A 25,845-nucleotide genomic window follows, 5' to 3' on the forward strand; every position below is an offset into this window, starting at 1 on the left:
GGGGAGGTTGAATTTATGGGGGGGATTCGGGGTGTGTGCGTATTTTGTGGAGGGGTGGGTATTTGAAATGAGTGGAGCTGTGGGGGGGAATATGTTTGTTAGTGGGCATGAAGGTAGCGTTTTACTCAGCAAAGGAATACGACAAGGAATTATTTGGGGAGCAGGAGGGCGAGTATGACTTCTTGTTTTTGAAAGATCATTTGGGGGAGGAGACTGCGGCTCTGGCTCAGGGGTGTCGGGCAGTGTGCGTGTTTGTTAATGATGATTTAAGTAGGGAGGTGCTTGAGCACTTGCGGCAAGTGGGGGTGGAAATGGTGGCTTTGCGCTGCGCTGGTTTTAACAATGTCGATTTGGTGGCTGCGGCCGAGTTGGGAATTGTGGTGGCACGTGTGCCAGCCTACTCGCCACATGCCGTGGCTGAGCATGCTGTGGCTATGTTGCTGACCTTGAACAGGAAGACGCATCGGGCCTACAACAGGGTGCGTGAAGGGAATTTTGAGCTGAATGGCTTGATGGGCTTTGATTTGGTGGGCAAGACTGTGGGGGTATTTGGTTCCGGTAAGATCGGTCTTGCGTTTTGTAAGATTATGCGTGGCTTCGGTTGTGAGGTTTTAGTTTGTGATCCATTTCCATCAGCTGAGGCCAAGCAATATCATCTTGTGGAAAAGGAAGAGCTCTTTGAGCGCTCGGATATCGTGAGTTTGCATTGCCCATTATTGGAAGAAACACATCACCTCTATGACGAAGCGACCTTTGCGCGTTCAAAGCGAGGCTTCACACTTATTAATACAGGTAGGGGAGGGTTGGTGAATGCGAAAGCAGCCATCGAGGCGCTGAAGTCTGGCCAAATTGGATACCTTGCCATGGATGTCTACGAGGAAGAAAAGGATTACTTCTTTGATGATCAATCATCCGGGATAATTCAGGATGATGTACTGATGCGTTTGATGACGTTCCCTAATGTTTTGATCACCGGGCATCAGGGATTCTTCACGAAGGAGGCGTTGGAGGGTATTGTGGAGACGACATTGGAGAATTTGAGAAGTTTCACACTTGGGGGAGAGATGCGGCATGCTGTTTCTGCAGATGCGTAGCTGGTAGAGCGAAATTGTTCCAAAAATCCCTGAAATATGGGCCTGTAGAGGAGGTGTCTAACTTTTCCTAACTAATTAGTTTGGGGGCTGCAGTGTGGAAATTTGAGTGCGCGAGTCAGAGAATGAATGAATTAGAAGAAAAATGAATCTGTGGTGGTTTTTCGGATTGCCAAGTCGGACTTCGTGTCGATACTCGCGCCGCCAAAATAGATCTTAAAAAAGCCTTGTGAAAAATTTCACAAGCACATACAAGCACCGACACGTCATGGCTAACATTTTTCCTCGCTGGACCAATTTACTACCTATCAAGATCGCGATCTGTGTAGGATCACTCGCTCTGGGTATAGTTATAGCATTCTCATACTACGCTACGCCAAAGACTCAGCGCGTGGGGTACATGCCAGATCAACCGATTCCCTACGACCATGAGTTGCACGTGAAGCAGCTTGGTTTGGATTGCCGATTCTGTCACTCATTCGCTGAAGAATCTGGGCACGCCAATGTTCCTACGGCTGACCGTTGTTGGACCTGTCACCAGCACGTAAAGACTGACAGTGAGAAGTTGGTTCCGCTACGTCGTGCTATCGACAAGACTTACGAAGGCTACACAGGTGAGCCAGTGAAGTGGGTGCGTATTCACAAGTCGCCAGACTATGTGTTCTTTGATCACTCAGCTCACTTGAATCGTGGTATCTCTTGTGTGAGCTGTCACGGTCAGGTCAACGAGATGCGCACTGTTTACCAAGCGAAGGATCACTCCATGGGGTTCTGTCTCGACTGTCACCGCGCACCTGAGAAGCATCTTCGTCCGATCGAAGAAGTTTTCAATCTTGATTACACTGCAAAGAACTACGTTGAGTTGAATCCAGACTTTGCGGCGCAGGTAAAAGCCTTTGATTCTGAATTTGACGCTGCTGCTTCTGAGAAGGAAGTGCAGGAGAAGGTCGGTTCCTTCCTGAAAGCGCACTGGAATGTTTCTCCGAAGGAGAGCTGCGCAACATGTCACCGTTAATATCACATTTTCTAACTACCAACTTTTCTGCCTAAAATGAGCAAACGCAAATGGCAACATCCTGAACTACCTGCTGACGAGAACGCGACAAAGGTGTGGCGCAGCGCAGGTGAACTCGAAGATACATCTGGTCTCCGTCAGTGGTTAGAGCGTGAATTTCCACGTGCTGCTGAATCCATGATTGATGAGGAGGATCGCGAGTCCTCACGTCGTGATTTCCTTAAGGTGATGGGCGCATCTACAGCGCTTGCTGGCTTCGGCTTGGCAGCGTGTCGTCGCCCAGAAGAGTTGATCGTTCCTTACGTAAATGCTCCTGAGTGGGTGATTCCAGGTAAGCCACTTTATTATGCTTCCTCCATTCCTACAGCAGGTGGTGCAGTGCCAGCTGTAGTGACTAACTACCAAGGTCGTCCAACCAAGCTTGAGCCTAACCGCATTCACCCAAGCAACGATGGTCAGGACGCATTCGCACAGGCTTCTATTCTTGATCTTTACAATCCAGCGCGTTCTCGTGACTTCCTAAATAAGGGTAAGAAGGTGGGGCGTGCTGAAGCTGTGAAGCAACTTGCTGCACTCACTCAGTCAGGCAAGGTTGGTTTTGTGTTCGGTGAGGATGACTCCGCTACCCGTACACGTCTCCGCAAGGAGCTCGGAGCAAAGCTAGCAGGAGCTAAATTCTATGGGTACGAGGCGCTTGCAGGCGCAGGCCGCAAAGCATCCAACGAGGCTATTTTTGGAGCTGGTGCTGAAGTGGTTGCTGACTATGGCAATGCTAAGTGTATTCTCTCAATTGATTCTGATTTCCTTGAGCTCGACAAGCAAGGTCCAGTGAAGGGGTTCTACGACCGTCGTCACGTGAATGGTCGTAACTACGATAAGGACGCGCTTCAGAACCAGAAGAACTTAAACCGTCTCTATATCGCTGAGCCAACTTACTCGCTAACAGGCGGTATGGCTGACCACCGTGCACCGGTAGCTCCATCACAGATTGGGCGTTTCACAGCCCAGTTGGCTAAGGAGCTCGGAGTGGTAGTCACTGTCCCAGGTGGTGAGTTTACAGGCAAGAAAGCTAAGTGGATCAAGGAATGTGCAAAGGATCTCGCAAAACATCGTGGCGAAGCAGTGGTGATGCTCGGTTCACGCCATGCTAAGGAACTCCACGACTTGGCTCACCTCATCAATGAGAAGCTTGGTTCCTACGGTAAGACTCTCAATGCGGTTCAGACTCAGAAGGCGGGCCTTGGCTCTGCTGCTCAGCTCATCGCAGATGTCGATGCGGGTCAGCTCGACACAGTCATTCTTTTGACGCCAGCGAACCCAGTGTACGAGAACGATACACTGAAGGCCGCTCTCTCTAAAGTGAAGACTGTACACCTTGGACTTCGTTTGGATGCGACTGCACATGCGGCAGACCTCCACGTTCCAGCAGCTCACTACTTAGAAAGCTGGGGTGACTCCTTCACAGCTACTGGTGTTTACACCATTGTTCAGCCAATGATCTTGCCACTCTACGGTGGTGTTTCTGAGCTTGAACTTCTTCTAGCAGTTCTCGACGGCAAACTCCACGACGCAACGGGATCAGCAGTTTCACCAGCCTACGCGGCAGTGCGTAAGACATTCGAAGCTCAAGCGAGCGACGCCTCCGGTGCTAAAGCCAAGCAGGCAGCTTGGATGAAGCTTCTCCGCGAAGGTTTTGTGAAGAGTGCTTACCCAGCAGCAGCGGCAGCAAGCGCGCCAGCAGTACCAACACTCACAGCTCAGCCTGAGCCAAGCAAAGAGAAGCTTGATATTGTCTACGCGACAGATGGTTCCGTCTTCGATGGTCGCTACATCGACAACGCATGGCTCCAAGAAGCTCCAGATCCGGTAACTAAAGTTTGCTGGGATAACGCGATTTACCTCTCACCAGAAACTGCAAAGGCAGTTGGTGTCTACGAAGAGCTTGTTGAACTTGAGAAGCAAGGTGCAGCCTGGTGGGGTGCGCTTGGTATCAAGAAAGACACGATGCTCAAGAAGTCCGATGTTCCTGAGGAAGGTGAGGGCCCAAGCCTATTTGCTCCCGTAGCGAAGATCACTATCAATGAGAAGACACTCGAGGCTCCTGTAATCGTTTCCTTCGGTATGGCTGAGAACGTCATCTCTATCCCGCTTGGATACGGCCAAGGCTACGATGAAAACTTTGCTGAGTCCTTCAAGAAGGGTGACTACGTGTACAGCACCGATACTAAGAACGACGTTTCTTGTGTAGGCATTAACACAGGCTTCAATGCTTATCCACTCCGTGGCGACGTTGACTACTTCGCACAAGGTGCAAGTATTGCTCGTGCGGAAAGTGGCTCAACCTACAAGATGGCACGTACCCAAGAGCATCACTCCATGTATGGACGTGCGATCGCTCGTGAGATTTCAACAGCTGAGGACAAGAAGTACCACAAGGACTATGCCGCTCAGCTCAAGGGGGTTCAGAAGCAGGGTATAGATTCCCACATGCCGAAGAACATGAGCCTCTACAAGCCAGAGGATCGTAACGGTACTCCACATCTTTCCGATAAGTCCCAGCAATGGGCAATGACTGTAGACCTCAACGTTTGTAATGGTTGTAACGCATGTCTCGTCGCCTGTCAGGCTGAGAATAACATCCCAGTAGTGGGTAAAACTCAGGTTGCTATGGGACGTGAAATGCACTGGATTCGTATGGACCGTTACTTCGCAGCACCAGACAAGTACCAAGAAGGTACCGATGAGTGGGAGAAGTCACCAGAGATGATTCCGCAGCCAGTTGCTTGTGTGCAGTGTGAGTCAGCACCTTGTGAAACTGTTTGTCCGGTCAACGCGACTGTTCACACTGAAGACGGTCTCAACAGCATGGCTTATAACCGTTGTATCGGAACACGTTACTGTGCGAACAACTGCCCATACAAGGCACGTCGCTTCAACTTCTTCGATTACAACAAGCGCAACCCACTTATCCACAAAAACCTCTACAAGGGGCCAGCTGGTGTGAAGCAAGAGGGCGACGCGAAATCACTTCAGCGCAACCCTAACGTTTCTGTTCGTATGCGTGGTGTGATGGAGAAGTGTACCTACTGTGTGCAGCGTCTCCAGTCCGCTAAGATCGAAGCAAAGAAAGTTGCTAAGGAAGCGGCAGTCGCAGCTGCAGGTGGTTCTACTTCTAAGGAAATCACAGCGAAAGCGCTTATGCCTAAGACTGACGGTGTCCGCGTGGCATGTCAGGACGCATGTAGCTCAGGTGCGATTGTCTTCGGTAACCTCCTCGATCCGAAATCCATGATCCGCCGCATCAAGAATGCGAACAACGAGCTCATTAATGACCGTGCCTACGATCTGCTCAACTACATTGGGACTCGCCCGCGTACGAGTTATCTCGCCCGTGTGAAGAACCCTAACGTTCTGATGCCAGGCAAACAATACGTCGGTAAGGCAACCATTCACATGCACTAATCCGGAGCGCACTCAACTACTCTATCAAATCTTAATCAAGCACACCTATCATGGCTGATTCAGCACCTGAAACTACCGGCGATAAGAACTTCAAGCTACCTGTATTGGAGCGTGAGCAACTTATCCTCAACAACCGCTCCTATGCATGGATTACCGAGCGTATTGCCGGCATCGTGGAGAAACCACAACCACTGCTTTGGTGGATCCTCTTCATCCCATGTGCTATCATCGCTCTTATTGGCGTTGGTGGTGGCCTTTCCTACCTTGTTTCCACAGGTGTAGGTGTTTGGGGTAACACCAACCGCACGATGTGGGGCTGGCCGATCGTTAACTTCGTTTTCTGGATTGGTATTGGTCACGCGGGTACATTGATTTCTGCGATTTTGTTCCTGACGCGTCAGAATTGGCGAACCTCGATCAACAGGGCAGCGGAAGCGATGACGATTTTCGCGGTATGCTGTGCGGGTATTTTCCCAGCCTTCCACGTTGGTCGTGTTTGGATGGCATGGTTCCTTGCTCCCATTCCTAACGCGAATGCGATCTGGCAGAACTTCAAGTCACCACTTCTTTGGGACGTATTTGCGGTATCTACCTACTTCACGATTTCCTTGATTTTCTGGTACCTTGGTATGGTTCCTGACCTTGCGACGATTCGTGACCGTGCGAAGCCGGGCATCCGCAAGTTCCTCTACGGCGTCTTCTCGCTTGGTTGGCGTGGTGGTAACCGTCAGTGGAGCCACTACGAAATGGCTTACCTCTTGCTAGCGGCACTTTCAACACCATTGGTTCTTTCGGTTCACTCTATCGTTTCCTTTGACTTCGCGACATCCACAGTGCCTGGTTGGCACACCACAATCTTCCCGCCATACTTCGTGGCTGGTGCGATCTTCGGTGGATTCGCAATGGTGATCACAATCATGGTGCCAGCGCGTTCCATCTACGGCTTGCACGATGTGATTACGATGAAGCACATCGAGAACATGTCCAAGATCATCTTGGCGACAGGAACCATCGTTGGTTACGCCTACATCATGGAGCTTTTCGTGGCATACTACTCAGGTGCTAAGTACGAGATGGAGGCATTCAAGCTTCGTATCACTGGTCCTTACTGGTGGGCATACGTAGCAATGATGTTCTGTAACGTGATTGCGCCACAGGCATTCTGGTTCAAGAAGTGCCGTGAGAACCTCTGGATTGTGATGGGTATCTGTATGCTCGTGAACATCGGTATGTGGTTCGAGCGTTTCGTGATCATCGTAACGACACTCCCACGTATGTGGCTCCCAGGTGACTGGAAGTACTACGAGGCAAGTGCGGTAGACATCATGACCTTCATCGGAACCATTGGTATGTTCCTGACTCTCTTCCTTCTCTTCCTTCGATTCCTACCATGTATCAACATTGCAGAGGTGAAGTGGACGCTGCTTGAAGCTGACGCACACTTCGATGACAAGAAGGCACATCCTGACAAAGGTATTGCAAGCGAGGCTGCTTACCAATACGAGACCCACGAGAATCCAAACGTGGAATGCTAATCCCGCCCTTAACATCTTAATATTTACCTAATCACAGAACAGTGAGCACTACAGTAAAACGCGTCTACGGCTACCTCGCCGAATTCGAAAGCGCATCCGCACTCTACAAGGGTGCCGAGCAAGTGCGCGATGCAGGATTCAAGAAGTGGGATTGTTATTCTTCCTACCCAATTCACGGATTGGATGATGCAATGGGCGTCCGCCGTTCCATCCTTCCTTACTTCGTATTCTTTGGTGGATCTACAGGTCTACTTACAGGATTCAGCTTGGCATTCATCACTCAGGTATTGATTTACCCAACAGTGGTGCAAGCAAAGCCGGCTAACATCTTCACGACAGCGGCTTTCTTCCCGATCATGTTCGAGCTTACGATTCTCTTCTCAGGTTTCACGGTGCTCTTCTGCCTTCTCGGATTGATGGGCTTACCACGTTTGAACCACCCACTTTTTGCGAGCCGCCAATTCCACCGCGTTACTGACGACGGATTCTTCATCGCAATCGAAGCTCGCGACCCTAATTTCTCCGCTGAGGAAACGAAGGCTCTGCTGGAAGCAGCAGGGGGCAAGAATATCGAACTCGTCGAAGAAGAAGACTAATAACGAATTTTTTATACCACTCACGAACCATGCGTTACTTCTTTATCATCTACGCTCTCCTCGCAGTCCTCGTTGTTAGCATCGGCGGATTCCGCGGTGAAAAGTTTAAGCAAACACCGATTCGTATCTTCCCTGATATGGATGAACAGGATCGTATCGATCCTCAGGAAGGGTCTGATTTCTTCCACGACGGTCTCGGCGCACGTCAGCCAGTGCAGTCAACACTGCCACAAGGTCTCGAGCCCGCTGACCTCGCTGACGAGAACACAAAGACATTCACAAACGACAATAGCTACTACCACACTGGAATGTTCGACGAGAACGTTTTCGGAAATGGGCTTCCTGTTGAAGAACTTGGGCTCAATGAAGAGAACCTTCCAGCATTCATCAAGCGCGGTAAGGTCGCATTCAACTCTAACTGTGCAATCTGTCACGGTGTTTCCGGTAATGGTAAGGGCGTCGTCGCTTCTTACGGTGTACCTGGCGTTTTCAACTTGATCGACTCAACACTTCCTGATGGGGGCATGTATGACGTCATCGTCAACGGTCGCGGCAACATGGCAGCTTTCGGTTATCAAATCGACGTCAAAGACCGCTGGGCAATCATTGCCTACCTCCGAGCACTCCAATACGCACGCAAGGCACCGCTTGAGCAAGTCAAGGATGCCTACGAAGCAAGCGCAGCTAAGTAAATTTCCCACCCTAACACACACTCTCTACTAACTCACTAGTCCCATGGCACATCACGTCACATCACAGGACATCCCGGCGAATGGCGAGAAGATCGCTAAGAAAGACCTTGGTCTTCTTAAATTGATTTCACTCGTTGTTTTCGTAGCAGGAGCGATCCTTAGTTATATCCTCTTCACTAATGAAACGTGGGGATCTGGCTATGCCTATTCTTGGCTCTTCGCCTTCATCTTCTTCATCACCCTCGCGCTTGGTGGGTGTTTCTGGACCACTCTTCACCACGTTACCAACTCAGGTTGGGGGGTGAGTGTGCGTCGTCTCATGGAGAACCTTGGATTTGTGTTCCCATTCTTCGCCGTCATCGCGATCCCACTTCTCATTCCATCCGTACAGGACGATCTTTACGAGTGGATGAACCGTCATCGTTACGTTGAGCAGACCGTTGAAGCTATTGGCTACGACAAGGATGGCAAAGAACTCCCGAAAGAGACGCCTTTCAAAGAAGTTTCCGTATTCAATGCGAAGACTGTTGAAGGTACAGAAGACATCAACGAGCACGCACCAGGTGGTGGTTACACATCTCCGAGCAAACAGCAACTTTATGCAACGCACGTTCCATACGACCACCTTCTCAAAGTGAAGAAGTGGTACATGTCACTCGAGAACTGGATCACACGTGTTATTCTTTTCTTCGTTGTACTTGGTGCAGGTATCTTTCTTCTTCGTAAGATTTCTATCGACCAGGACACTGATCCTAACCCCACGACACGTCGTCTTATTCTCGCTCGTAAGCTCTCTTGTGTCGTGATGCCATTCTTCGCGGTGATTGCGACCTTCATCGCCTTCGACTTCATGATGGGCACTGACTACAAGTGGTTCTCCACCATGTATGGTGTATGGTTCTTCGCGGGTTGTGCGCTCAACTCCATGGCTGTGCTTATTCTCACACTTTGGTGGCTCCGCAAGAAGGGTTACCTTCTGACTGTCACTTCGAAAGAGCACCACCACGTCATGGGTAAGCTCATGCACGCCTTCGTGATCTTCTGGGCTTACGTTTCCTTCTCCCAGTTCATGTTGATCTGGTATGCAAACATCACTGAAGAAACATCCTACTTCCTTCTTCGTAACGCGTCTGATGGGTCCACTAACTGGAACCTTTGGAGCACGCTTCTCGTGTTCCTCCACTTCGCACTTCCATTCGTACTCCTTCTTCCACACTACGTGAAGAAGACTCCGAAGTTCTTCGTGCCGATCTGTATCTACCTTCTCGTAATGCACATCCTAGACCTTTACATCGCAATCATTCCTGAGCGTGGACCGTCACTCTCAGTGATGGGTAAGTTTAAAGATGCAAACGGTGAGGTGATCCAGGACATCCTACTCACTGCACCACACCCAGCCTACCTCGGTGACATCGTAGCATTCGTTACAGTTGGAGCGTTCTTCCTCTTCGTCTTCCTCCGCAACCTTGGTAGCGCGAACATCTATCCAAACCGCGACCCACGCATTCTCGAGTCCGCAAATCTCCACAACTAAGAATGAGTCACAGACTCACTATCTAAAGCAAAACAGATAACACTTAACTGACACTCATTCCATGGAACCGAATTTAAGAGACACACCATTGCGCCGCTTCAACACTTTTTGGTGGGGGCTGGCACTCTTCCTCGCATTCGCTATCGCAGCTGTGATCGTCAAAGGCTTTGTTGCTGACGAGCGTATCGATGCTGAGACCGAGCGTGGTAAGGAGCGCACTGAGATCTACAACAAGATCGTTGGCCAGCAGCTCGATGAGCGTAATAGCTACAAAGACAACGGAGACGGCACTGTGAAGGTGAAGCCTGAAGATGTCTTCGGCCTCGGCAAAGAAATGGGACTTCTTGATGGCCCAAAAGCTTCTGACAAGAAGCACAACAAGCAGTTCGACTAAGTGACGAAGTAACACACAATTTCTAACGATACATAGATTCATGGCATCAGAAATCACAAGCCAACAAGTAGAAGACAAGGTATTGAGAGCGAAGATCGACCGCTCTCTACGTCACCCAGTGATGTTCTTCTTCACCAGCGGAGCAGCATGGCTCGCGGTCTCACTCATCTTGGGTGTGATTGCATCCGTTAAGTCGCATTCACCAGGCTTCCTCGGTGACTGTTCACTCTTCAGCTACGGTCGTACTTTCCAAGCGCATATGGCGACCTTCCTCTACGGTTGGGCCGCGCAAGCCGCGTTTGGTACAATCATCTGGCTCATGGCTCGCCTATCCCGTCAGGAGAGCAAGAAGGCTGGTGTCGTACTCACTATTGGTCACTTCTGGAACTTCACAGTGAGTGTGGGAACCATCGGAATTCTCCTTGGGGGAGGCACAGGAAAAGCATGGATGTACTTCCCTGACTTTGTATGGCCTATCTTACTTGCTTGTTACTTCGGCATTGGCATTTGGTCCGTGATTGCTTTCCGCGTTCGTCGTGGTGGCCACGTGTACATTTCACAATGGTACTTGATGGCAGCGCTCTTCTGGTTCCCATGGGTATTCCTCACAGGTAACCTCTTCGTGAACACATTTGCTGCTGACGGCAATGGTGTGATGGCTGCAGGTATCAATGCTTGGTTCCGCTCAGCCTTACTCTTCCTCTTCTTCATCCCAGTTGGTGTAGCGAGTGCTTACTACATCACTCCTAAGGTGACTGGTCGCCCTGTTTACTCATACAAGCTTGCTCTTCTCGGATTCTGGGCGCTTGCGATCATCGGCCCATGGGCAGGTATGCAGAAGACAATGGGAGCTCCACTCCCAGCATTCCTTCAATTCGTTGGAGCAGGTGCTGCGGTTCTCTTCATTATTCCAGCACTTTGTGTTGCGGTAAATATTCTCAAGACGACATCTGGCAAAACCAGCACTGTCGCACACTCACCCTCATTACGTTTCACGATTGCAGGTGTGATTGGACTTCTCGCAACGACAGTAGTTGGTGGCATCTTGGCACTTCCTGATGCACTTCGTTACACACAGTTCGCATTTGGTGGTACCTACGGATACGAGATCCTTGCCCTTTACGGCTTCTTCTCAATGACCATGTTTGGTGCGATTTACTTCATCGTTCCCCGCGTCACTAACCGTGAGTGGATCTCTGGCGGTCTTATTCGCCAGCACTTCTGGCTCTCACTTTACGGTGTGGTCTTCATCGGTCTCTTCTGTGGTATTCTCGGAGCATTCATGCACGGGTACAGCCTCGAAGCTCTCGATGTGCCAATCGAGTCCTCACAAGACCGACTCTTTGCCTACACAGTAGGTATCTCCACTGGCTGGGTATTTGTTGCACTCGCTAACGTATTCTTCTGCCTCCACCTTCTCTTGATGTGGCTCCGCCTCGGTCGCCGCAGCAGTCACCCAACATTGCTCGAACACCACGAGCCAACATTGCCAGCTGCTTAATTCTCATCATTTCTAATATTTTCTAACGATTCACGAAACCATGACTGTAAAAACATTCTTCGTAGGCCTCATCGCAAGTTTTGCGCTTCCATGGCTTGCTGTAGTGGCTGTGCCATACGCTACGATGCGTGCAGTAGAAATTCCTCAATTCGACGAGGGAAATGACGGCCGAGAAGGGGCATACACACCAGTGAAATCTGGACGTGTTACTGACGGTTCCGAGCTCTACGGTGCAGAAGGTTGTGCCCAGTGCCACAGCCAGCTTTCACGCCCGACATACGCAGGTAATGACCTTGGTCGTGATGGACTTGCAGGGTTTAAGAAAGATCCTAACCGTGGCAACACCATGCGTGAGTCAAACCTTTGGGACTATGACCGTGAGCCATTTGCCTGGCTCGGTGAAACCCGTATGGGTCCAGATCTTGGTAACTTCGGTCGCCGCATGGAAGTTCGTGCCATCCTTGCAAACGAGGAACGCGCTAAAGAGCTTGGTGTGAAGGTTGATGAGTTGCCACAGGCTGAGAAATTTAACGTGGAAACAGCAGTTTACACACACCTCTACGATCCACGTGCTGAGAATGAGAAGTCAATCTGCCCATCCAACAAGTGCTTCTTCAAGACTGAGCCAGTATTTGGTCAAGGGGCAGTGCACGCGCTTCCATTTAAGACTGCTGATGGCGAACAAATCGTACCAGGCGAGAAAGCCCAACTTTTGGCTTCTTACCTTCTCGGACTCAAGCGCGACGGCGATGTGCCATACGCAATGAACCACGCACGCGATAAGAAGAAAGCATCCGCTAAGTAACCTATTTTACCTCTCTGCGAGTTAGAAAAAACTTGCAGAACCCACCAATCCAACTCACCTAACCGCACACATTCCGATGTCATCTGATCAACAACCAGTAGATCCAACAAAACCGGATCTCGAAGAATCCACAAATGTTGCCCAGGCTCACGAAGAAGTGAACCGCAATGCAGCAGCGGCTTCCCGTGAACAACAGCTCCGCGAAAATGGTCTTGAGCCAGTTTCTATCTGGATCATGATCGCCGGCTTCATCGTTGCCGTTATCGGTGGCAGTGTTCTTCTTTCTTCTGAAAACCTTTTCTCCTACGACGAGTTCGTAAAGCAGGACTATGTCCGTGGTGAATTCAGTAGAGGTGAAGACTCACCTCTTCTTGCAGCGGCTCCTGATGCCTACATGAAGAAGGGTGCAGCCCTTTATAAGAACTGTGCTTCCTGTCACGGTACAGGTGGTGCGGGTACCGCTGGTGTTTTCCCGCCAATTGGTGGATCCGAGTGGGTTGAAGGTTCTGGTGTGGTGCCAGCCTTGGTAATCATGCACGGCCTCACAGGACCTATTGATGTAGCAGGATCATCCTACAATGGAGCAATGCCAGCAATGGCTGATGGCTGGAGCGACTATGACATCGCTGCTCTCATTTACTATATCCAGAACAGCTTTGGTAACAAAGTTGGTGAAGTTTTCTCACCTGAACAAGTCGCTGAGATCCGCGCAATCAGTAAGGAAATTGGCAAGAAGCCATTGACTGCAGCTGATTTGAAACCCCTTCTCGACAAGAAGTTCGAGGCAGCAGCTCTCAAACCTGAAACCATGCTTGATCTCAAGACTGGAGAAGTCGTTGACGCAGGCGAGTAAATCAACTAGATCCCACGCAACCTTTACACCACGAGTGACATTATGAGTGACCACGATCACCACGACCACAACCCGAACTTTGTACAAAAGTACATCTTCTCCACTGATCACAAGATCATTGGTATTCAGTACGGTATTACCGCCTTGTTGTTCCTCCTCTTCGGCTTCTTCCTGATGATGGTGATGCGTTGGAGCATCGCTTATCCTAACGAGCCGATCCCATCCTGGATTAGCTGGGTATTTTCTGACACTTGGCAAGGCCGTTGGTTGGTCGATGGCAAGGTGACAGGGGAGACCTATAACATGTTCGGTGCGATGCATGGAACGATCATGGTTTTCCTTGGTGTGGTGCCATTAGGCTTTGGTGCCTTTGGTAACTACGTGACCCCGCTGCAGATCGGTGCAGTGGACATGGCATTCCCGAAACTCAACATGATGTCCTACTGGATGTACCTCGTCGGTGGTCTCATGATGTGTGGATCATTCTTCTTGGAGTCCGGAACTGCAAAATCTGGTTGGACGAACTACCCACCACTTTCCGCGATTGCAGATTCCCAGCACCCTAACCAATTCTTCACTGGTCAGACTCAATGGTTGCTCGGTCTTGTGATGTTGATTTCCTCATCCTTGTTAGGCTCGGTGAACGTGATTACTACGATCATCAACCTACGTGCGAAGGGTATGACTTGGATGCGCCTTCCATTCCTCGTTTGGGCAATGTTGGTGACAGCATTCCTTCTTCTTCTTGCATTCCCGCCACTTGAAGTTGCTGGTATCATGCAGGTTGTCGACCGTTTCTTCGGTTCCTCTTTCTTCCAACCATCTGGTCTCTACACCGCATCCACTGGTGTGATCGAGCAGGCAGGTGGTGGTTCACCACTCTTGTTCCAGCACTTGTTCTGGTTCCTTGGTCACCCAGAGGTATACGTACTTCTTCTTCCGGCGATCGCCGCTGTAGCGGAAATCATTCCAGTGAACACCCGCAAGCCACTCTGGGGCTACAAGTCCATGGTCTACGCGGTGATGGTACTTGGTTTCCTCTCCTTCATCGTATGGGCGCACCACATGTACATCACAGGCATGGGCTCAGCGATCTCTACCTTCTTCCAGATCACTACAGTGCTGATCTCGGTACCATCGGTTGTTCTGATTACTTCACTTCTCATCTCACTCTGGGGTGGTTCTATCCGCTTCACGATGCCGATGATCTGGGCATGTGCCTTCCTACCGATGTTCGGTATCGGTGGTCTCACAGGTCTGCCACTTGCCTTCAACCTTGTCGGTCTTCACCTTCACGACACTTACTACGTGATTGGTCACTTCCACTATGTTGTGGCACCAGGTATCCTCTTTGGTCTCTTCGCAGGTATCTACCATTGGTATCCTAAGATGTTTGGCCGTCACATGAACAACCTTCTCGGTCACATGCACTTCTGGCCGTCCTTGATCTCTATCAACTTCGTGTTCTTCCCAATGCTTATGCAGGGTATGGCAGGATTCCACCGTCGTTGGTACAATGGTGGTGACGCCTACGTGGTCGACGCTGACTCCACTAACGTATTCGGTCAGATCGTCCGTGATAACATTGAACTTAACGTAGTGATGTCCGTTGCAGTTTTCGTACTCGCAGCAGCACAGATCCCATTCATCATCAACATCTTCACAGCTTGGTTTGCAGGTAAGAAGGTTGAGAATGACAACCCATGGGATGCAACCACTCTCGAGTGGGCGACACCAACGCCTCCAGGACACGGCAACTTCACCTTCGATGTTGCAGTCTACCGTGGGCCTTACGAATACAGCCGCCCAGACCGCGAGGAAGACTTCCTTCCACAGTGGGAAGAGCCAGCTAAGAAATCTGAATCCACTGAAAGTAACGCGTCTCAATAAGGTTAGAGGCAATCACCATCTTCAAACTACCAACTGAATCATTTCAAATGGAAATTCCTTATATCGTTAACGCCCGCAAGGACACTGGGCTCAACAACTCCAAGATTGCTATCTGGTTGTTCCTCGCATCTGAGGTAATGCTCTTCGGTGGTCTCTTCTCCTCGTACATCTTCTTGCGAGTCTTTGCTGACTACCCATGGCCTGAGCGTGCACTTCCTGTCCTACCAGGTTTGATCAACACCTTCATCTTGATCGCATCCTCAGTGACAGTGGTCTTTGCATGGGCAGCTCTGAAGTTGCGCAAGTGGGGGATGTTCCGTGCAAACATGGGCTTCACCATCTTATGTGCTGCAGTATTCATGGTTTTCAAGGCCAAGGAATACGCTGGTAAGTTCCACCACCACGGTTCACAGACTGCTGACTATGGTTGGGTTGAAGGTCACCTCAAGTACGACAAAGCAGACCCTACTCACGGCAATGCATACAAAGTACAAGCTGACACAGTAAACTTCTCGCTGGACAGCACAACTGGCAACTACCTTGCGACCATCATCGAGCAAGGTGGAGACAAGCTGACTCTTGCGGATGCGTATATCGTTCGCGAGATCGATGGCGACCAATTCACCGAGAAAGTTCTTTTTGCTGCTGGCACCCAGCTCACAGCTGATGTGCTCGCAGACGCTAAGGAATACTTCATCACTGCTCGCACACACAACCAGAAGCTTCGTACACAACTTCTTAAAGATGCTTGGACTCAGATCCGTGATACCTCAAAGCACCCTGAGCTTGTTGGTTTCAAGGACTACGATTCTAAGGTTAAGAATGCCGCTGCGGATGTACACAATACTCTCGTCAAGAAGGCTGAAGCAAACAACGAGTTCCTTCTTGAGAACGGCAACATGGTTTTCAATGCCGATGGTGCTGAGTTCACACTCAACACTGGCTGGGGCCGTATCTCTAACTCCACGATTGGGGCAGACACAAATGTTTCTCTCCTCGACGGCACAGTGCTCACTGGTAAGGCTGGTGATTCAAGCCTCCACTATGAGTACGTTGACGCTCTCGACTTCCGTCACCTCGTGATGAAGGCAGAGAAGAAGACACTCAACGTCAATGCACTCATTGAAAAGTCACCCATTCTCAATATCGAGGGTGAAGGTGGCGACAAGATCCGCGAGATCTGGGAAGCTCATAAAGTCTGGCGTGGATTCCTCGCTGAGGACCTTAAGACTCAAAAAGACTGGCTCACAGGCGAAGGCCGCGTGCCCACTGAGGTCGACCTCTACCGTGTCACATGGCACCAGATGGTTGCCTACGGCAAACTCAAGGAAGAGATGGTAGCAGCTAACAAAATCAGTGCTGATGCCCCACTTAAAGATGCCGTCACTGCAGAGAACTGGATGAAGGTTAAGGACGACCACCAGCCGAGCATGATCTACGACATCACAGGAATCACAGATGCTCACAAAGAGAACTTCCCGAAAGAAGTGACCATTCCACGTGACCAGGTGCGTTTCGACTCAGTCTTCTCCCCAAAGATGAACAACTACTACGCGATTTACTTCACCATCACAGGTCTTCACGGGCTTCACGTTGTCGGTGGTGCGATCGTCCTCGGTTACTACCTATTCTTTGGACGCAAGATGTTCCTCTCCAACCCAGATTGGCTTGCCAACCGCGTGGAAGTCGGTGGTCTCTTCTGGCACTTTGTTGACCTTGTTTGGATCTTCGTATTCCCAATCTTCTACCTCATGTAAGTCGCTCGGCGGCCTCCCCACGGGCCGCTGACTCTCTACCTCATTTTCTAACGCTAACGATTCATCAATCAAATGGCTGACACACCAGAAGAAATCAAATCACACTTTAAGCAATACCTCGTCATCGGTGGTATTCTATTCATCGGAACCGTACTCACAGTTGCTGTGGCGACAATTCCATGGATGGACATCGGTGGTCACGGCTTTGACCGAGACGACTGTATCCTTGGTCTTGCAATTGCGACAACCAAGGCGACCTTGGTGGCATTGATCTTCATGCACTTGAACCACGAGAAGAAGGCGATCTACTGGATCTTCCTCGGAGCCTTGGCTTTCGGTGCTATTCTCATCGCACTTTTCGGATTTGCGATGTATGATCCCATCACTTTCGACACCTTACTTCCTGAACATCCAGGGCAGTAAATTCTGAACCACTTACCGAACTAAGACCATGTCACTTCGAGGATTTCACATCTTCTTCATTTCCTTCGTTACCTTTTTCTTTGCTGTTGTTGCAGCGTATGGGTTCACACTGGGAGCGAGCCAAGATGCTGACTTCTGGCAGGCTGTGGCATGGGTTGCCTCTATCACTGCAGTGATCGTCCCCATCTATGGCGTTTACTTCATCAATAAGGCAAAGAAACTTTACAGTTAACTCACTCCAAACCTATGACAGCATTCACAGCTCTCTCATGTCTCACCTGTGCTAAAGCGTTTGAACACGCTGGAGCTAACGCGGCAGGACTCGCGATCCTCTTCATGCTCGCGATTGTGATTCCTGTCGTAACTACTATCGGAATCATGATTTTCCGCATTGCCCGTCGGGAAAAGGCACATTTCGATCCACAATTTGAAGACTCCTTCGAAGCTTAATTTATCTCAACCTACTTGCTATAGCACATTATGTTCAGCAACTTCACAATCGCATCTCTCTTTTCTCCATCCGAGTGGTTGGGGCTTCCAGAAAACAACTCTGCACACGGTGACCAAGTGGGTCACATGATGGATGTTATCACCTGGTTCATGCTCGCACTCTTTATCGGCTGGACGATCTTCTTCTTCATTTGTCTTTTCAAATTCACTAAGAAGAAGAATCCAAAGGCAGAATACCACGGTGTAAAGAACCACGTATCAACACACCTTGAAATTGGTGTGATCATCATCGAGGCAGTATTGCTCCTTGGTTTCGCATTGCCACTCTGGGCCGAGCGTACCGACACCTTCGATCGTGTCCTTGAGGAAAATCCAGTACGTGTCCGCGCGATTGGTTATCAATTTGGTTGGAAGTTCCACTATGCTGGTAACGATGGGAAGTTTGGTTACATCGACCGCGATTTGGTGAACACGCCAGGTGACGCATGTATCTATCCTGACGATCCGAATGGTTTTGACGATTTTGTAGCTTCCACATTGAAACTTCCAGTAGGACGTCCAGCAATCGTTAACGTGACATCCACTGACGTGATTCACAACTTCTCCATCATCCCAATGCGTATACAGCAGGATGCGATCCCAGGTAAGGATGTACCTATGTGGTTCACTCCACTTAACGAACTTGAGACCTCTGTCGTTTGTGGCCAGCTTTGTGGTGAAGGTCACGCTGACATGATCGGTACCTTGGTTGTTGAGTCTGAGAAGTCCTTCACTGACTGGGCTAGCAAGCTTAGCTCCGAGGCATACGAAGCCAACAAGGCTGCCTACGAAAAACGCCAAGCCGCAGCTCAGTAAGGGCGAGAGAATCACTTTCTTAGCGCACCATGGAATTCCATGGTGCGTTTTTTTGTGGGTGAGGTTTTAGTTTTGCCTGTACCCCTCGGTGACATCTGGCTTTCTGTGTAAGGTAGCTATGGTGTAATGACATAGTATTGAAGTATGCACACCTACCACCTAACCCTAGCTATGCTTGGCATCTGTGCCATAGCGCCGACGCCCATCTCCGCGGATGACAGGATTCCTGCGGCATTTGGAGAGCGAGTTGCTGAGCCTGCGCGTTTTCAAAATATTAGCCCTAAGGACAAGGCTGTCAGCAATGGAAAAGACGGCTATCTGATTGTCACCACGAATGACCTGACCCACAAACTGAAGGCCCTTCAGCCCTTCATCACTAACAAGGTCGAGAACCGTGGATTTAATGTCTATCTGGCTACTGAAAATGATTGGTCAGGTAAATCTGAAGCTGGGGCACGAGCACGTGAGCGTGGGGCGTTTCCGGGGAGGGTGCACGGCTTAGATATCTTGGACTATCTCAAACAGAACTATGAGAATCTTGGGGTGAAGTACGTGTTATTTATCGGTGATTCACGGCCTGACGAGGGGACAGTGCCGATGCTGAGGATTCGCCACAGTCAGAAGTATAAAAATTTCTTCCGTGAGACCGACCCTAAGAAGCTTGCGAGCCCTAAGATGCAAAAAGTCCAGAAGATGGCCCGCAAGGAAGATAAGCAATATGTAGAATGGGGCGAAGTAGTGTCAGACTATCCCTTTGTTGACCTCGGCACAGATTGGGATGCTGAGAAGCTTGGCTTTCTCGATGCCAGCAAGGACCCCAATCCTGAAGCGACTCTAGAGCCGGAGGTTTTTGTGGGTCGCATTCCGTATTACGGCGAAGAGAGTGAGTGGGGGAAAGCGGAGGATATTGATGTGATTCTCAAGAGGATTATCCGCTACGATAACGAGGAAGACATTGCTTGGCGCTATCACTATGTCCACGAATACGGCAAAGAAATGGAGATTCCTCGTTTCCTTAATGAGCGGGGGATCAATTACACGCTAGTGACCTCTGGTCACCGGGCTGCGAGTGTTGGAATGCCTTCAGTGCCGGCACGGGATGGTAGTGAGTCACCGTCGAATTTTGAGATCATCCAAGATTTTGGTGTGGGATTCATGAACACCCATTCGCATGGAGGACCGATGGGGATGTCTGGACTTCGTAGCGTGGATCTCGCTAATAAAGCCCATGATAAGTGGCCAACGGTCTTGACCTTGGGAGCATGTGATATTGGTCAAATCCAACACCCTAAAAACCTCGTGTACACCGCCCTTCGATTTCACAGTGTGGCTGTCTCGGGGGGGACTGGGTCGGTGACTGGCTATGGAGGTGACCAACGTTATGCGGCTCAGAATAGGCTGACGAAACATGACTTGTTGTTTGATGGTAAAAGTGTCGGAGAAGCCCACTGGGGCTGGTACGGCGCCCTTTATCGCAAGACGCGCGTTGTTCCGATGACGGGTGCGAAGATCAACATTTATGGTGATCCGTCGGTAGTCCCATTGCGGCATGGGCCCGTCCCGCCCTATCCATTTTTTGCGCGCCCGGTCACTGGTTTCTTCAAGGTGCTGCGTCAGGATGAGCGTCCGGACGCATCCACAAAGGTGCGAATCGCATTTGAAAATGCCGAAGCTAAAGCACTCACCGTGAAGGTGGAAGTCACTGAGCCTTGGCTCAAAGCGAAACAAGCAGAGGTGGCACTTCAAGCAAATGGGAAGGCATCCTTGGAGTTGCAATTGGATCAGGAGGCATTTGCCAAGATGGTGCCTGGCCGCTATGAAGCTCGTGTGCGCCTCAGTGATGACTCTGGTTATCTCTGTGAGCGCCGCTATGTACTCAAAGTTCCTGAGCCAAAGATGCGGGCCCTGTATACCTTTGATAAAGGTGGAAACACGATTCCTAACTTGTTAGGAAGTAAACACGCGCATCGCGCTCAATTACATTTACCTAAGTCGGTGACTAAGTGGAATGGACAGGGGGACAAGCCGGTAGCATACGTGGACGGCCATGTGCAACGGGGGAACAATGCCGCTTTTCCTGCGGAGGGCTACATCTATCCATTCGAAGAAGATGATTTCACCATAGCATCTTGGTTCCAATTAGAAGGAAAGAGTGTCTCTCCGAAAAAGCCGATCACCTTGATGTATGGCCGTGACTTTTTCAACCTCCAGAGAACCGCTTCAGGGATCAAGTTGACGGTGAATGCACATGGATCGAAAGAGGTGAAAACCTTGGAAGCAGCGGTGCAGTGGTCAGCTGGGAAATGGCATCATGTGGCGTTTGGCCTGGATCAAATGGCTGGCAAGCTTGTGCTCTTTTTTGATGGCAAGCAGGTTGCTGAGACGAAAGTACGTGCGATGCAAACTTATGCTGCGAGTCGTTTTGGTTTTGGACGTTTTGAGGGTGTTGTGGATGATTTCATGGTGCACAGTGCTTTATTACCAGAGAAGCAGCTGGCTCAATACAAGGATGGTTTCTATGCGGTGCGGCCACTACCTGCTGATCAAGCAAGTGGCATTGCTGCTAGCGAGGTTCACTTTAACTTTGTGGCTGGAAGAGCGCTTGAGGGTGCCGAGATTATCCTCCGTGAAGCGGGAAAACCGAAGACGATGCAGCGGATCAAACCAGATGAGCTTGGAGCCTATGTTGCCTACCAGCTCAAGCCGGAGACTGAGTACGAATGGCGTGTGCTAGGCGATTCGCATAAGGGGGCCACCTGGAGTTTCCGCACTACTGAGGAATGGTTGCCAAATCCTTCATTTGCAAAAACGCGCGAGGGCTGGAAAGGGAATGCCCGTTATGTGCGCCCGCAAAAGCGCCATGCAATTTCATTGCGCGAGCGATGGGAGACCGTGACAACGAAGCCGATGCAGGCTGATAAGCTATACACCTTGCGGGCCCAACTTACTGGACACGGGTACGAAGTGGAAGCCTTCTATATGGATGGAAGCAAGAAGGTTGTGCTCGCCGAGAAGTCAGGCAATGGTGACCTCGAGCTACACATTTTGAGTAAATCGGGCGGGAAGCAGGTGGGGAAACCGCTCCATCTGAACTTTAAGAGGCGTGAAGGGGCCCGTTTCGCGGACCTCTATCATGCTAGTCTCACAGAAGCTGAGCCAGGATCTGTCAACATGGCGCCTATTGCGAAAGAAGCTTTGGCTAGTTTCAGACCGAAGGTGAAGGTGGGACATGTGGGCTGGCAGTTCCCACTCGACGAACTTGTTGAAGATCCTGAAGGGCAGGCATTGACTTTCGAAGTCCTCAGCGGGCCATCTTGGGCATACGTCCAAGATGGGAATACTTTCTTTACCAACTATGGACCTGAAAGAGAAAACCGGGGTGAGAATACCTTCAGGGTTCAGGCAAAAGATACCAAGGGCGCTAGCTACGAGTTTTATCTGACAGTGGATGTTGAGTAATGCCATCTCTCGACTCGGAATACACGAATGAAGTGTGGTTAAGCCTAGTGAAGTTTACCCTACGCGATTCGCTCAATGGTATAAGGCTTTCTGACAAAAGCATGTATGGCGATTCTGCGGGGATTCTGAGTCCAACTTAAGCTGCGCTTAATGTTGATTGGCTCAGTCTCTCTACATGCATTTATTGGTGGTAGAACACAATACCCTTCTCTGCGAACGGCTTCAGAAGCTTTTCGAAGCCGATGGCGCTCATGTGGTATGCTCTGCTACGGTGGAGGAGGGACTGGCTTGTCTTTCTGAGCAAGCTTTTGACGCCTGTGTGATCGAGCATGCCTTACCAGCGATGGATGGGATGCAGATGCTAGTCAGGCTACGTGAGAGAGGTGACTACACACCCATTATTTTGCTGAGTTACGAAGTGGGGGCCCAGTTTCGGGTTCAAGGCTTTGATGCTGGTGCTGACGGGGTTTTGATTCATCCATTTGAGGAAGCTGAGTTAGCGGCGCGTGTGCGATCGCTAGTTCGCCGCAACCACGGGCATTGCAGATAGATTAGGAAATCATCGCTGATGAGAAAATTGGCACAGAATTACCATTGCGAGTTGAGGCAATTCTCAACAGGGTGAGCACATGTCAAATCCACAAGCTACTGGTAAACTCATCGGGGTGATTGTGCTCATTGTTTTTGGGCTCATCTTCCTCTCAATCTTTGCACCTTTCACCACGATTCCCTCTGGGCACGTCGGGGTGGCCACTCTCTTCGGTAAGGTCGACGAGCAAGAAATGACCGAAGGGTTCCATCTGATTAATCCATTAAAGAAGGTCTATAAAGTCGATTGTCGTAACCAAGAGGAAACTTTCAATGACCTCGGAGTGCCGTCTCAGGATCAGCTCTCAACAGAGGTGGATATTACGGTGAAGTGGCGCGTGAATCCCGAATATGCAGCGGAAGCTTTCAAGGAAACTGGTGATGCTGACAAACTCAAGCAAACTCACTTGATTCCGAAAGTACGCTCACTGACCCGCGAAGCAGGCAAGAGCGTCGTGCGAGCTGAGGATTTTTATCAAAACGAGGTCCAATCTAGCATGCAGAAACAGATCCAGGAGGGACTTCAAGAACTCGCTGCAAAAGGGATTTTGGTGGATGACGTATTGATGCGCCGCGTGGATTTGCCTCGTACGATTGTTGAGGGGGTCCATGAGAAAAAGCGCCAAGAACAAAAGGCGGAACAACAGAAAGCTGAATTTGAGCGTTTCAAAACGGAGCAGCAACAAAAAATTGCTCAGGCCGAAGCTGAGAGAGAAGCATCAGAGCAACAGGCTCTGCAACGACAGCTCCTCGCCGATGCCAAAGCTTATGAAATTGTAGCCGAAGCGAAGGCTCGTGCAGAAGCTATCCGGATTGAAGGTGAGGCACTGCGTGAGAGTCCAGACTTGATCAAACTCCGCGCTGTCGAGAAGTGGAGTGGTACCGTGCCTCGCGTCACACTCGGTGAACAAATGATCCCATTGATTAATTTGAGCGAGGAAGTGAAGGGGGAATAGAGTTCGCTTTGCTAGCGATGTCTTCGGCGCATGCATGACATGCCTATGATGCCAAGCATGGCTAGCATGCTTGTGCTCGGTTCAGGAACCTGAAGGTAGGCGAGTCCAGGATGGACGACGACTTGGCCATTGAGGCCACCTGAACCCACAGCACCTTGCGTGACATTGGTCGTGTAACTCCCTGTGAGGTTGGCGGCGAACAGGTCAATAGTACCTCCGTCACCCTTGGGTTTGTTGCTATTGTGACCACTTCCTCCTTGAGTTGTGAGCGTGGCGCCTTGCAGGTTCATGGTGGTTGCAGCTAGCGTGATGTTACCTCCATCTGTCCCCGATTGATTACCTTGGGTTGCGGTCCGGCCTACAGAGCTGATGGTCGAATTTACTAAGAGAGTGTTTTCTGCAACCAGAACAATGTCACCGCCGTCATTGCTAACGGACGATGAGTTGTAGCTCAAGTTAGCATTCAGTGTGATGTTGGATAGTGATAGTAGGGCAATGCCTGGGCTAGTGTTACCAGCATTGTTCACTGTGATCGTAACCCCCGCTCCTAGGTCAATAGAATCGAAAAGGTAGACGACATAGTCGTCGTAATTGGGATCAGGGGTCGTGAGGAATGTGCCCGTTCCCGAGCTGCTGCCTGAGTAGCTTCGAGTGGGTAAATCGAAAGTGAGTGTGCCACTGGTGAGGGCTAGTGTGCCGTTGCTGACGAGTCCTGTATCAGGGTCATTAGGGTCATAGGCTGCACCTGTGATTGCTGTGGCTGCGGTGAGAGAGGTTTGGGCAGTAGCCCAGAGAGCTAGGGGGAGAATGTGTTTTGGGAGATACATGATACTGGGGGGTTGTTTGCCTATTCTAACAGAAAAAGTGGTAAAATAAGTATGTTATTGGATCATTTGCTGTGTGCGAAGTCAATGTAATTCAGTTTGTTATGCCCTTGTTATGCCCTTGTTATGCCCTTGTTGTGCGCAAAAAAAAGCCCACACCGTGTGGTGTGGGCCATAAAAAAGGGGTGGTTGCGTTAGCGTTAATTATGCGCGTTTTCTACGCAGCAAGAAGAAGTTTCCAGCAATAAGAGCAAGTAGGGCACTGCTTGGTTCAGGAATCGCTGTCGTGAGGTAACTGAGGTCGCCATCTGGGAAATCCACATCGGTAAAGTCGAGTGGGTTCACATCTAGACCGCTACTCGTCCCTGTCCCATTTCCAGCCCCCCCTGCTGCTGTGATATTGAGATCATTGAAGTCGCCGGTGATTTCGTTGGCGAAGATAGTGACCGTGCCAGCGTCTCCACCATTGCCATTTTTTTTGGGATCGGCATCACCACCGTCAGCATCGAAGGTTGCCGAACTGGCATCTAGAAGGCCACCAGTAGCGATAGTGATGAGTCCAGCATCGTAGCCATCACTGTTTTTACCGTTTCCACCTTGTGATTGGATCACTGATGTCAGTGTCATATCACCTTGCGAGACGAGTGAGATATTTCCGCCCGGATTCCCCTGACCAGTGGTGGCGTCTCCGTATTCGAGGAGGGTGTTGAGAGTGAAATCACCGATTGAAAGGATGGCTAATCCGTTTACTGGCGCCGCGTTTGGGGTACCAGGTATAACATCAATGGTGACATTGGATCCGACGTTGAAAGAATCGAAGATGAAAGCCTTGTAAGTATCTCCATTGTCAGCGGTGACATCGACAGCGACATAGGTTTGTACTGTGTTATTAATCTTTAGCTCGCCGCTATCGGTGTCAAATTCGAGGGTTTCTGAACCAGTGAGACTGAGAGAACCGTAGCTGACGTAACCTGCTGGGTCAGGGTCAAATACGGCGTCGCGGATAGTTGCTGCAGAGCTTGTTGCTGTACTCAGAGCCAGTAGGAAAAGGCTGCTTAGAAGGATTCGTGTGACTTTCATGGGAGATGAGGGGAATATTTGGTCGCGATCGCTCGCTGTGTTTGCATTGGATCTTGGCGCTCGATACTCGTGATATAGGGAAAAG

Annotated in this window: 22 protein-coding genes; 20 read left to right on the forward strand and 2 right to left on the reverse strand. The window is 50.2% G+C overall.

All coding sequences use genetic code 11. The annotated features are described in order from the left end of the window. Positions 1-107: 107 nt before the first annotated feature. The 20 genes from ACFSW8_RS13630 (at position 108) to ACFSW8_RS13725 (ending at position 23,856) form a co-directional block, all read left to right on the forward strand. Positions 108-1,094 carry a 2-hydroxyacid dehydrogenase gene (locus ACFSW8_RS13630; protein ID WP_377088901.1) on the forward strand — a complete coding sequence of 329 codons (987 nt, stop codon included), beginning with the start codon at positions 108-110 and terminating at the stop codon, positions 1,092-1,094. Between the two features lie 265 nt (positions 1,095-1,359). Beyond that, positions 1,360-2,106 carry a cytochrome c3 family protein gene (locus ACFSW8_RS13635; protein WP_377091443.1) on the forward strand — a complete coding sequence of 249 codons (747 nt, stop codon included), beginning with the start codon at positions 1,360-1,362 and terminating at the stop codon, positions 2,104-2,106. A gap of 36 nt (positions 2,107-2,142) precedes the next feature. Next, positions 2,143-5,568: a TAT-variant-translocated molybdopterin oxidoreductase gene (locus ACFSW8_RS13640; RefSeq protein ID WP_377088902.1), complete on the forward strand. Its 3,426-nt coding sequence runs from the start codon at positions 2,143-2,145 to the stop codon at positions 5,566-5,568. A gap of 50 nt (positions 5,569-5,618) precedes the next feature. Next, positions 5,619-7,103 (forward strand): NrfD/PsrC family molybdoenzyme membrane anchor subunit, encoded by a 1,485-nt coding sequence (gene nrfD / locus ACFSW8_RS13645; protein WP_377088903.1) that lies wholly within the window; start codon positions 5,619-5,621, stop codon positions 7,101-7,103. Positions 7,104-7,144: 41 nt separating this feature from the next. Continuing rightward, positions 7,145-7,699, forward strand: a complete 555-nt coding sequence (locus ACFSW8_RS13650) for a DUF3341 domain-containing protein (protein WP_377088904.1) — start codon at positions 7,145-7,147, stop codon at positions 7,697-7,699. A 29-nt stretch (positions 7,700-7,728) separates the two neighbouring features. Beyond that, positions 7,729-8,391, forward strand: coding sequence for a c-type cytochrome (locus ACFSW8_RS13655; protein WP_377088905.1), 663 nt, complete (start codon positions 7,729-7,731; stop codon positions 8,389-8,391). A 43-nt stretch (positions 8,392-8,434) separates the two neighbouring features. Next, positions 8,435-9,925 (forward strand): hypothetical protein, encoded by a 1,491-nt coding sequence (locus ACFSW8_RS13660; RefSeq protein WP_377088906.1) that lies wholly within the window; start codon positions 8,435-8,437, stop codon positions 9,923-9,925. A 61-nt stretch (positions 9,926-9,986) separates the two neighbouring features. Beyond that, on the forward strand, positions 9,987-10,319 hold the full coding sequence (locus tag ACFSW8_RS13665; RefSeq protein ID WP_377088907.1) for a hypothetical protein: 333 nt from the start codon (positions 9,987-9,989) through the stop codon (positions 10,317-10,319). Between the two features lie 40 nt (positions 10,320-10,359). Further along, a complete protein-coding gene (locus ACFSW8_RS13670) occupies positions 10,360-11,820 on the forward strand; it encodes a cbb3-type cytochrome c oxidase subunit I (RefSeq protein WP_377088908.1) in 1,461 nt (486 codons plus the stop codon). Positions 11,821-11,860: 40 nt separating this feature from the next. Then, entirely contained in the window at positions 11,861-12,625 is a 765-nt protein-coding gene (locus ACFSW8_RS13675) for a cytochrome c family protein (protein ID WP_377088909.1), read from the forward strand. 76 nt (positions 12,626-12,701) lie between these two features. Beyond that, positions 12,702-13,478, forward strand: a complete 777-nt coding sequence (locus ACFSW8_RS13680; RefSeq protein WP_377088911.1) for a c-type cytochrome — start codon at positions 12,702-12,704, stop codon at positions 13,476-13,478. 42 nt (positions 13,479-13,520) lie between these two features. Then, the gene (locus ACFSW8_RS13685; RefSeq protein WP_377088912.1) at positions 13,521-15,368 is read left to right on the forward strand and encodes a cytochrome c oxidase subunit I; all 1,848 of its coding nucleotides are present in this window, start codon (positions 13,521-13,523) and stop codon (positions 15,366-15,368) included. Positions 15,369-15,415: 47 nt separating this feature from the next. Continuing rightward, complete coding sequence (locus ACFSW8_RS13690) at positions 15,416-17,125, forward strand: cytochrome c oxidase subunit 3 (protein WP_377088913.1); 1,710 nt, start codon at positions 15,416-15,418, stop codon at positions 17,123-17,125. A 72-nt stretch (positions 17,126-17,197) separates the two neighbouring features. After that, the gene (locus tag ACFSW8_RS13695) at positions 17,198-17,548 is read left to right on the forward strand and encodes a cytochrome C oxidase subunit IV family protein (RefSeq protein ID WP_377088914.1); all 351 of its coding nucleotides are present in this window, start codon (positions 17,198-17,200) and stop codon (positions 17,546-17,548) included. Positions 17,549-17,576: 28 nt separating this feature from the next. After that, on the forward strand, positions 17,577-17,780 hold the full coding sequence (locus ACFSW8_RS13700) for a hypothetical protein (RefSeq protein ID WP_377088915.1): 204 nt from the start codon (positions 17,577-17,579) through the stop codon (positions 17,778-17,780). Positions 17,781-17,794: 14 nt separating this feature from the next. Next, positions 17,795-17,998: a hypothetical protein gene (locus ACFSW8_RS13705; protein WP_377088916.1), complete on the forward strand. Its 204-nt coding sequence runs from the start codon at positions 17,795-17,797 to the stop codon at positions 17,996-17,998. A 30-nt stretch (positions 17,999-18,028) separates the two neighbouring features. Next, the gene (locus tag ACFSW8_RS13710) at positions 18,029-18,853 is read left to right on the forward strand and encodes a cytochrome c oxidase subunit II (RefSeq protein ID WP_377088917.1); all 825 of its coding nucleotides are present in this window, start codon (positions 18,029-18,031) and stop codon (positions 18,851-18,853) included. Between the two features lie 144 nt (positions 18,854-18,997). Further along, positions 18,998-22,312, forward strand: coding sequence for a C25 family cysteine peptidase (locus ACFSW8_RS13715; RefSeq protein ID WP_377088918.1), 3,315 nt, complete (start codon positions 18,998-19,000; stop codon positions 22,310-22,312). 157 nt (positions 22,313-22,469) lie between these two features. Further along, positions 22,470-22,862, forward strand: a complete 393-nt coding sequence (locus tag ACFSW8_RS13720; RefSeq protein WP_377088920.1) for a response regulator transcription factor — start codon at positions 22,470-22,472, stop codon at positions 22,860-22,862. 79 nt (positions 22,863-22,941) lie between these two features. Beyond that, the gene (locus tag ACFSW8_RS13725; RefSeq protein WP_377088921.1) at positions 22,942-23,856 is read left to right on the forward strand and encodes an SPFH domain-containing protein; all 915 of its coding nucleotides are present in this window, start codon (positions 22,942-22,944) and stop codon (positions 23,854-23,856) included. An 11-nt stretch (positions 23,857-23,867) separates the two neighbouring features. Here ACFSW8_RS13725 and ACFSW8_RS13730 read toward each other — a convergent pair whose 3' ends face one another. Both ACFSW8_RS13730 and ACFSW8_RS13735 read right to left on the reverse strand, forming a co-directional pair. Further along, positions 23,868-24,683, reverse strand: coding sequence for a PEP-CTERM sorting domain-containing protein (locus tag ACFSW8_RS13730; protein WP_377088922.1), 816 nt, complete (start codon positions 24,681-24,683; stop codon positions 23,868-23,870). A gap of 201 nt (positions 24,684-24,884) precedes the next feature. Further along, a complete protein-coding gene (locus tag ACFSW8_RS13735; protein ID WP_377088923.1) occupies positions 24,885-25,760 on the reverse strand; it encodes a hypothetical protein in 876 nt (291 codons plus the stop codon). Positions 25,761-25,845 lie beyond the last annotated feature (85 nt).

Source organism: Rubritalea tangerina (assembly GCF_042683245.1).
Classification (GTDB): Bacteria; Verrucomicrobiota; Verrucomicrobiia; order Verrucomicrobiales; family Akkermansiaceae; genus Rubritalea; species Rubritalea tangerina.

What these genes read in the sequence shown, in the direction of transcription:
- ACFSW8_RS13695 (WP_377088914.1), top strand. Translation starts at nt 17,198, where the DNA reads ATGGCTGACACACCAGAAGAAATCAAATCACACTTTAAGCAATACCTC.
- ACFSW8_RS13675 (WP_377088909.1), top strand. Translation starts at nt 11,861, where the DNA reads ATGACTGTAAAAACATTCTTCGTAGGCCTCATCGCAAGTTTTGCGCTT.
- ACFSW8_RS13700 (WP_377088915.1), top strand. Translation starts at nt 17,577, where the DNA reads ATGTCACTTCGAGGATTTCACATCTTCTTCATTTCCTTCGTTACCTTT.
- ACFSW8_RS13725 (WP_377088921.1), top strand. Translation starts at nt 22,942, where the DNA reads ATGTCAAATCCACAAGCTACTGGTAAACTCATCGGGGTGATTGTGCTC.
- ACFSW8_RS13715 (WP_377088918.1), top strand. Translation starts at nt 18,998, where the DNA reads ATGCACACCTACCACCTAACCCTAGCTATGCTTGGCATCTGTGCCATA.
- ACFSW8_RS13705 (WP_377088916.1), top strand. Translation starts at nt 17,795, where the DNA reads ATGACAGCATTCACAGCTCTCTCATGTCTCACCTGTGCTAAAGCGTTT.
- ACFSW8_RS13680 (WP_377088911.1), top strand. Translation starts at nt 12,702, where the DNA reads ATGTCATCTGATCAACAACCAGTAGATCCAACAAAACCGGATCTCGAA.
- ACFSW8_RS13660 (WP_377088906.1), top strand. Translation starts at nt 8,435, where the DNA reads ATGGCACATCACGTCACATCACAGGACATCCCGGCGAATGGCGAGAAG.
- ACFSW8_RS13655 (WP_377088905.1), top strand. Translation starts at nt 7,729, where the DNA reads ATGCGTTACTTCTTTATCATCTACGCTCTCCTCGCAGTCCTCGTTGTT.
- ACFSW8_RS13670 (WP_377088908.1), top strand. Translation starts at nt 10,360, where the DNA reads ATGGCATCAGAAATCACAAGCCAACAAGTAGAAGACAAGGTATTGAGA.
- ACFSW8_RS13730 (WP_377088922.1), bottom strand. Translation starts at nt 24,683, where the DNA reads ATGTATCTCCCAAAACACATTCTCCCCCTAGCTCTCTGGGCTACTGCC.
- ACFSW8_RS13630 (WP_377088901.1), top strand. Translation starts at nt 108, where the DNA reads ATGAAGGTAGCGTTTTACTCAGCAAAGGAATACGACAAGGAATTATTT.
- ACFSW8_RS13685 (WP_377088912.1), top strand. Translation starts at nt 13,521, where the DNA reads ATGAGTGACCACGATCACCACGACCACAACCCGAACTTTGTACAAAAG.
- ACFSW8_RS13640 (WP_377088902.1), top strand. Translation starts at nt 2,143, where the DNA reads ATGAGCAAACGCAAATGGCAACATCCTGAACTACCTGCTGACGAGAAC.
- ACFSW8_RS13710 (WP_377088917.1), top strand. Translation starts at nt 18,029, where the DNA reads ATGTTCAGCAACTTCACAATCGCATCTCTCTTTTCTCCATCCGAGTGG.
- ACFSW8_RS13635 (WP_377091443.1), top strand. Translation starts at nt 1,360, where the DNA reads ATGGCTAACATTTTTCCTCGCTGGACCAATTTACTACCTATCAAGATC.
- ACFSW8_RS13690 (WP_377088913.1), top strand. Translation starts at nt 15,416, where the DNA reads ATGGAAATTCCTTATATCGTTAACGCCCGCAAGGACACTGGGCTCAAC.
- nrfD (WP_377088903.1), top strand. Translation starts at nt 5,619, where the DNA reads ATGGCTGATTCAGCACCTGAAACTACCGGCGATAAGAACTTCAAGCTA.
- ACFSW8_RS13735 (WP_377088923.1), bottom strand. Translation starts at nt 25,760, where the DNA reads ATGAAAGTCACACGAATCCTTCTAAGCAGCCTTTTCCTACTGGCTCTG.
- ACFSW8_RS13665 (WP_377088907.1), top strand. Translation starts at nt 9,987, where the DNA reads ATGGAACCGAATTTAAGAGACACACCATTGCGCCGCTTCAACACTTTT.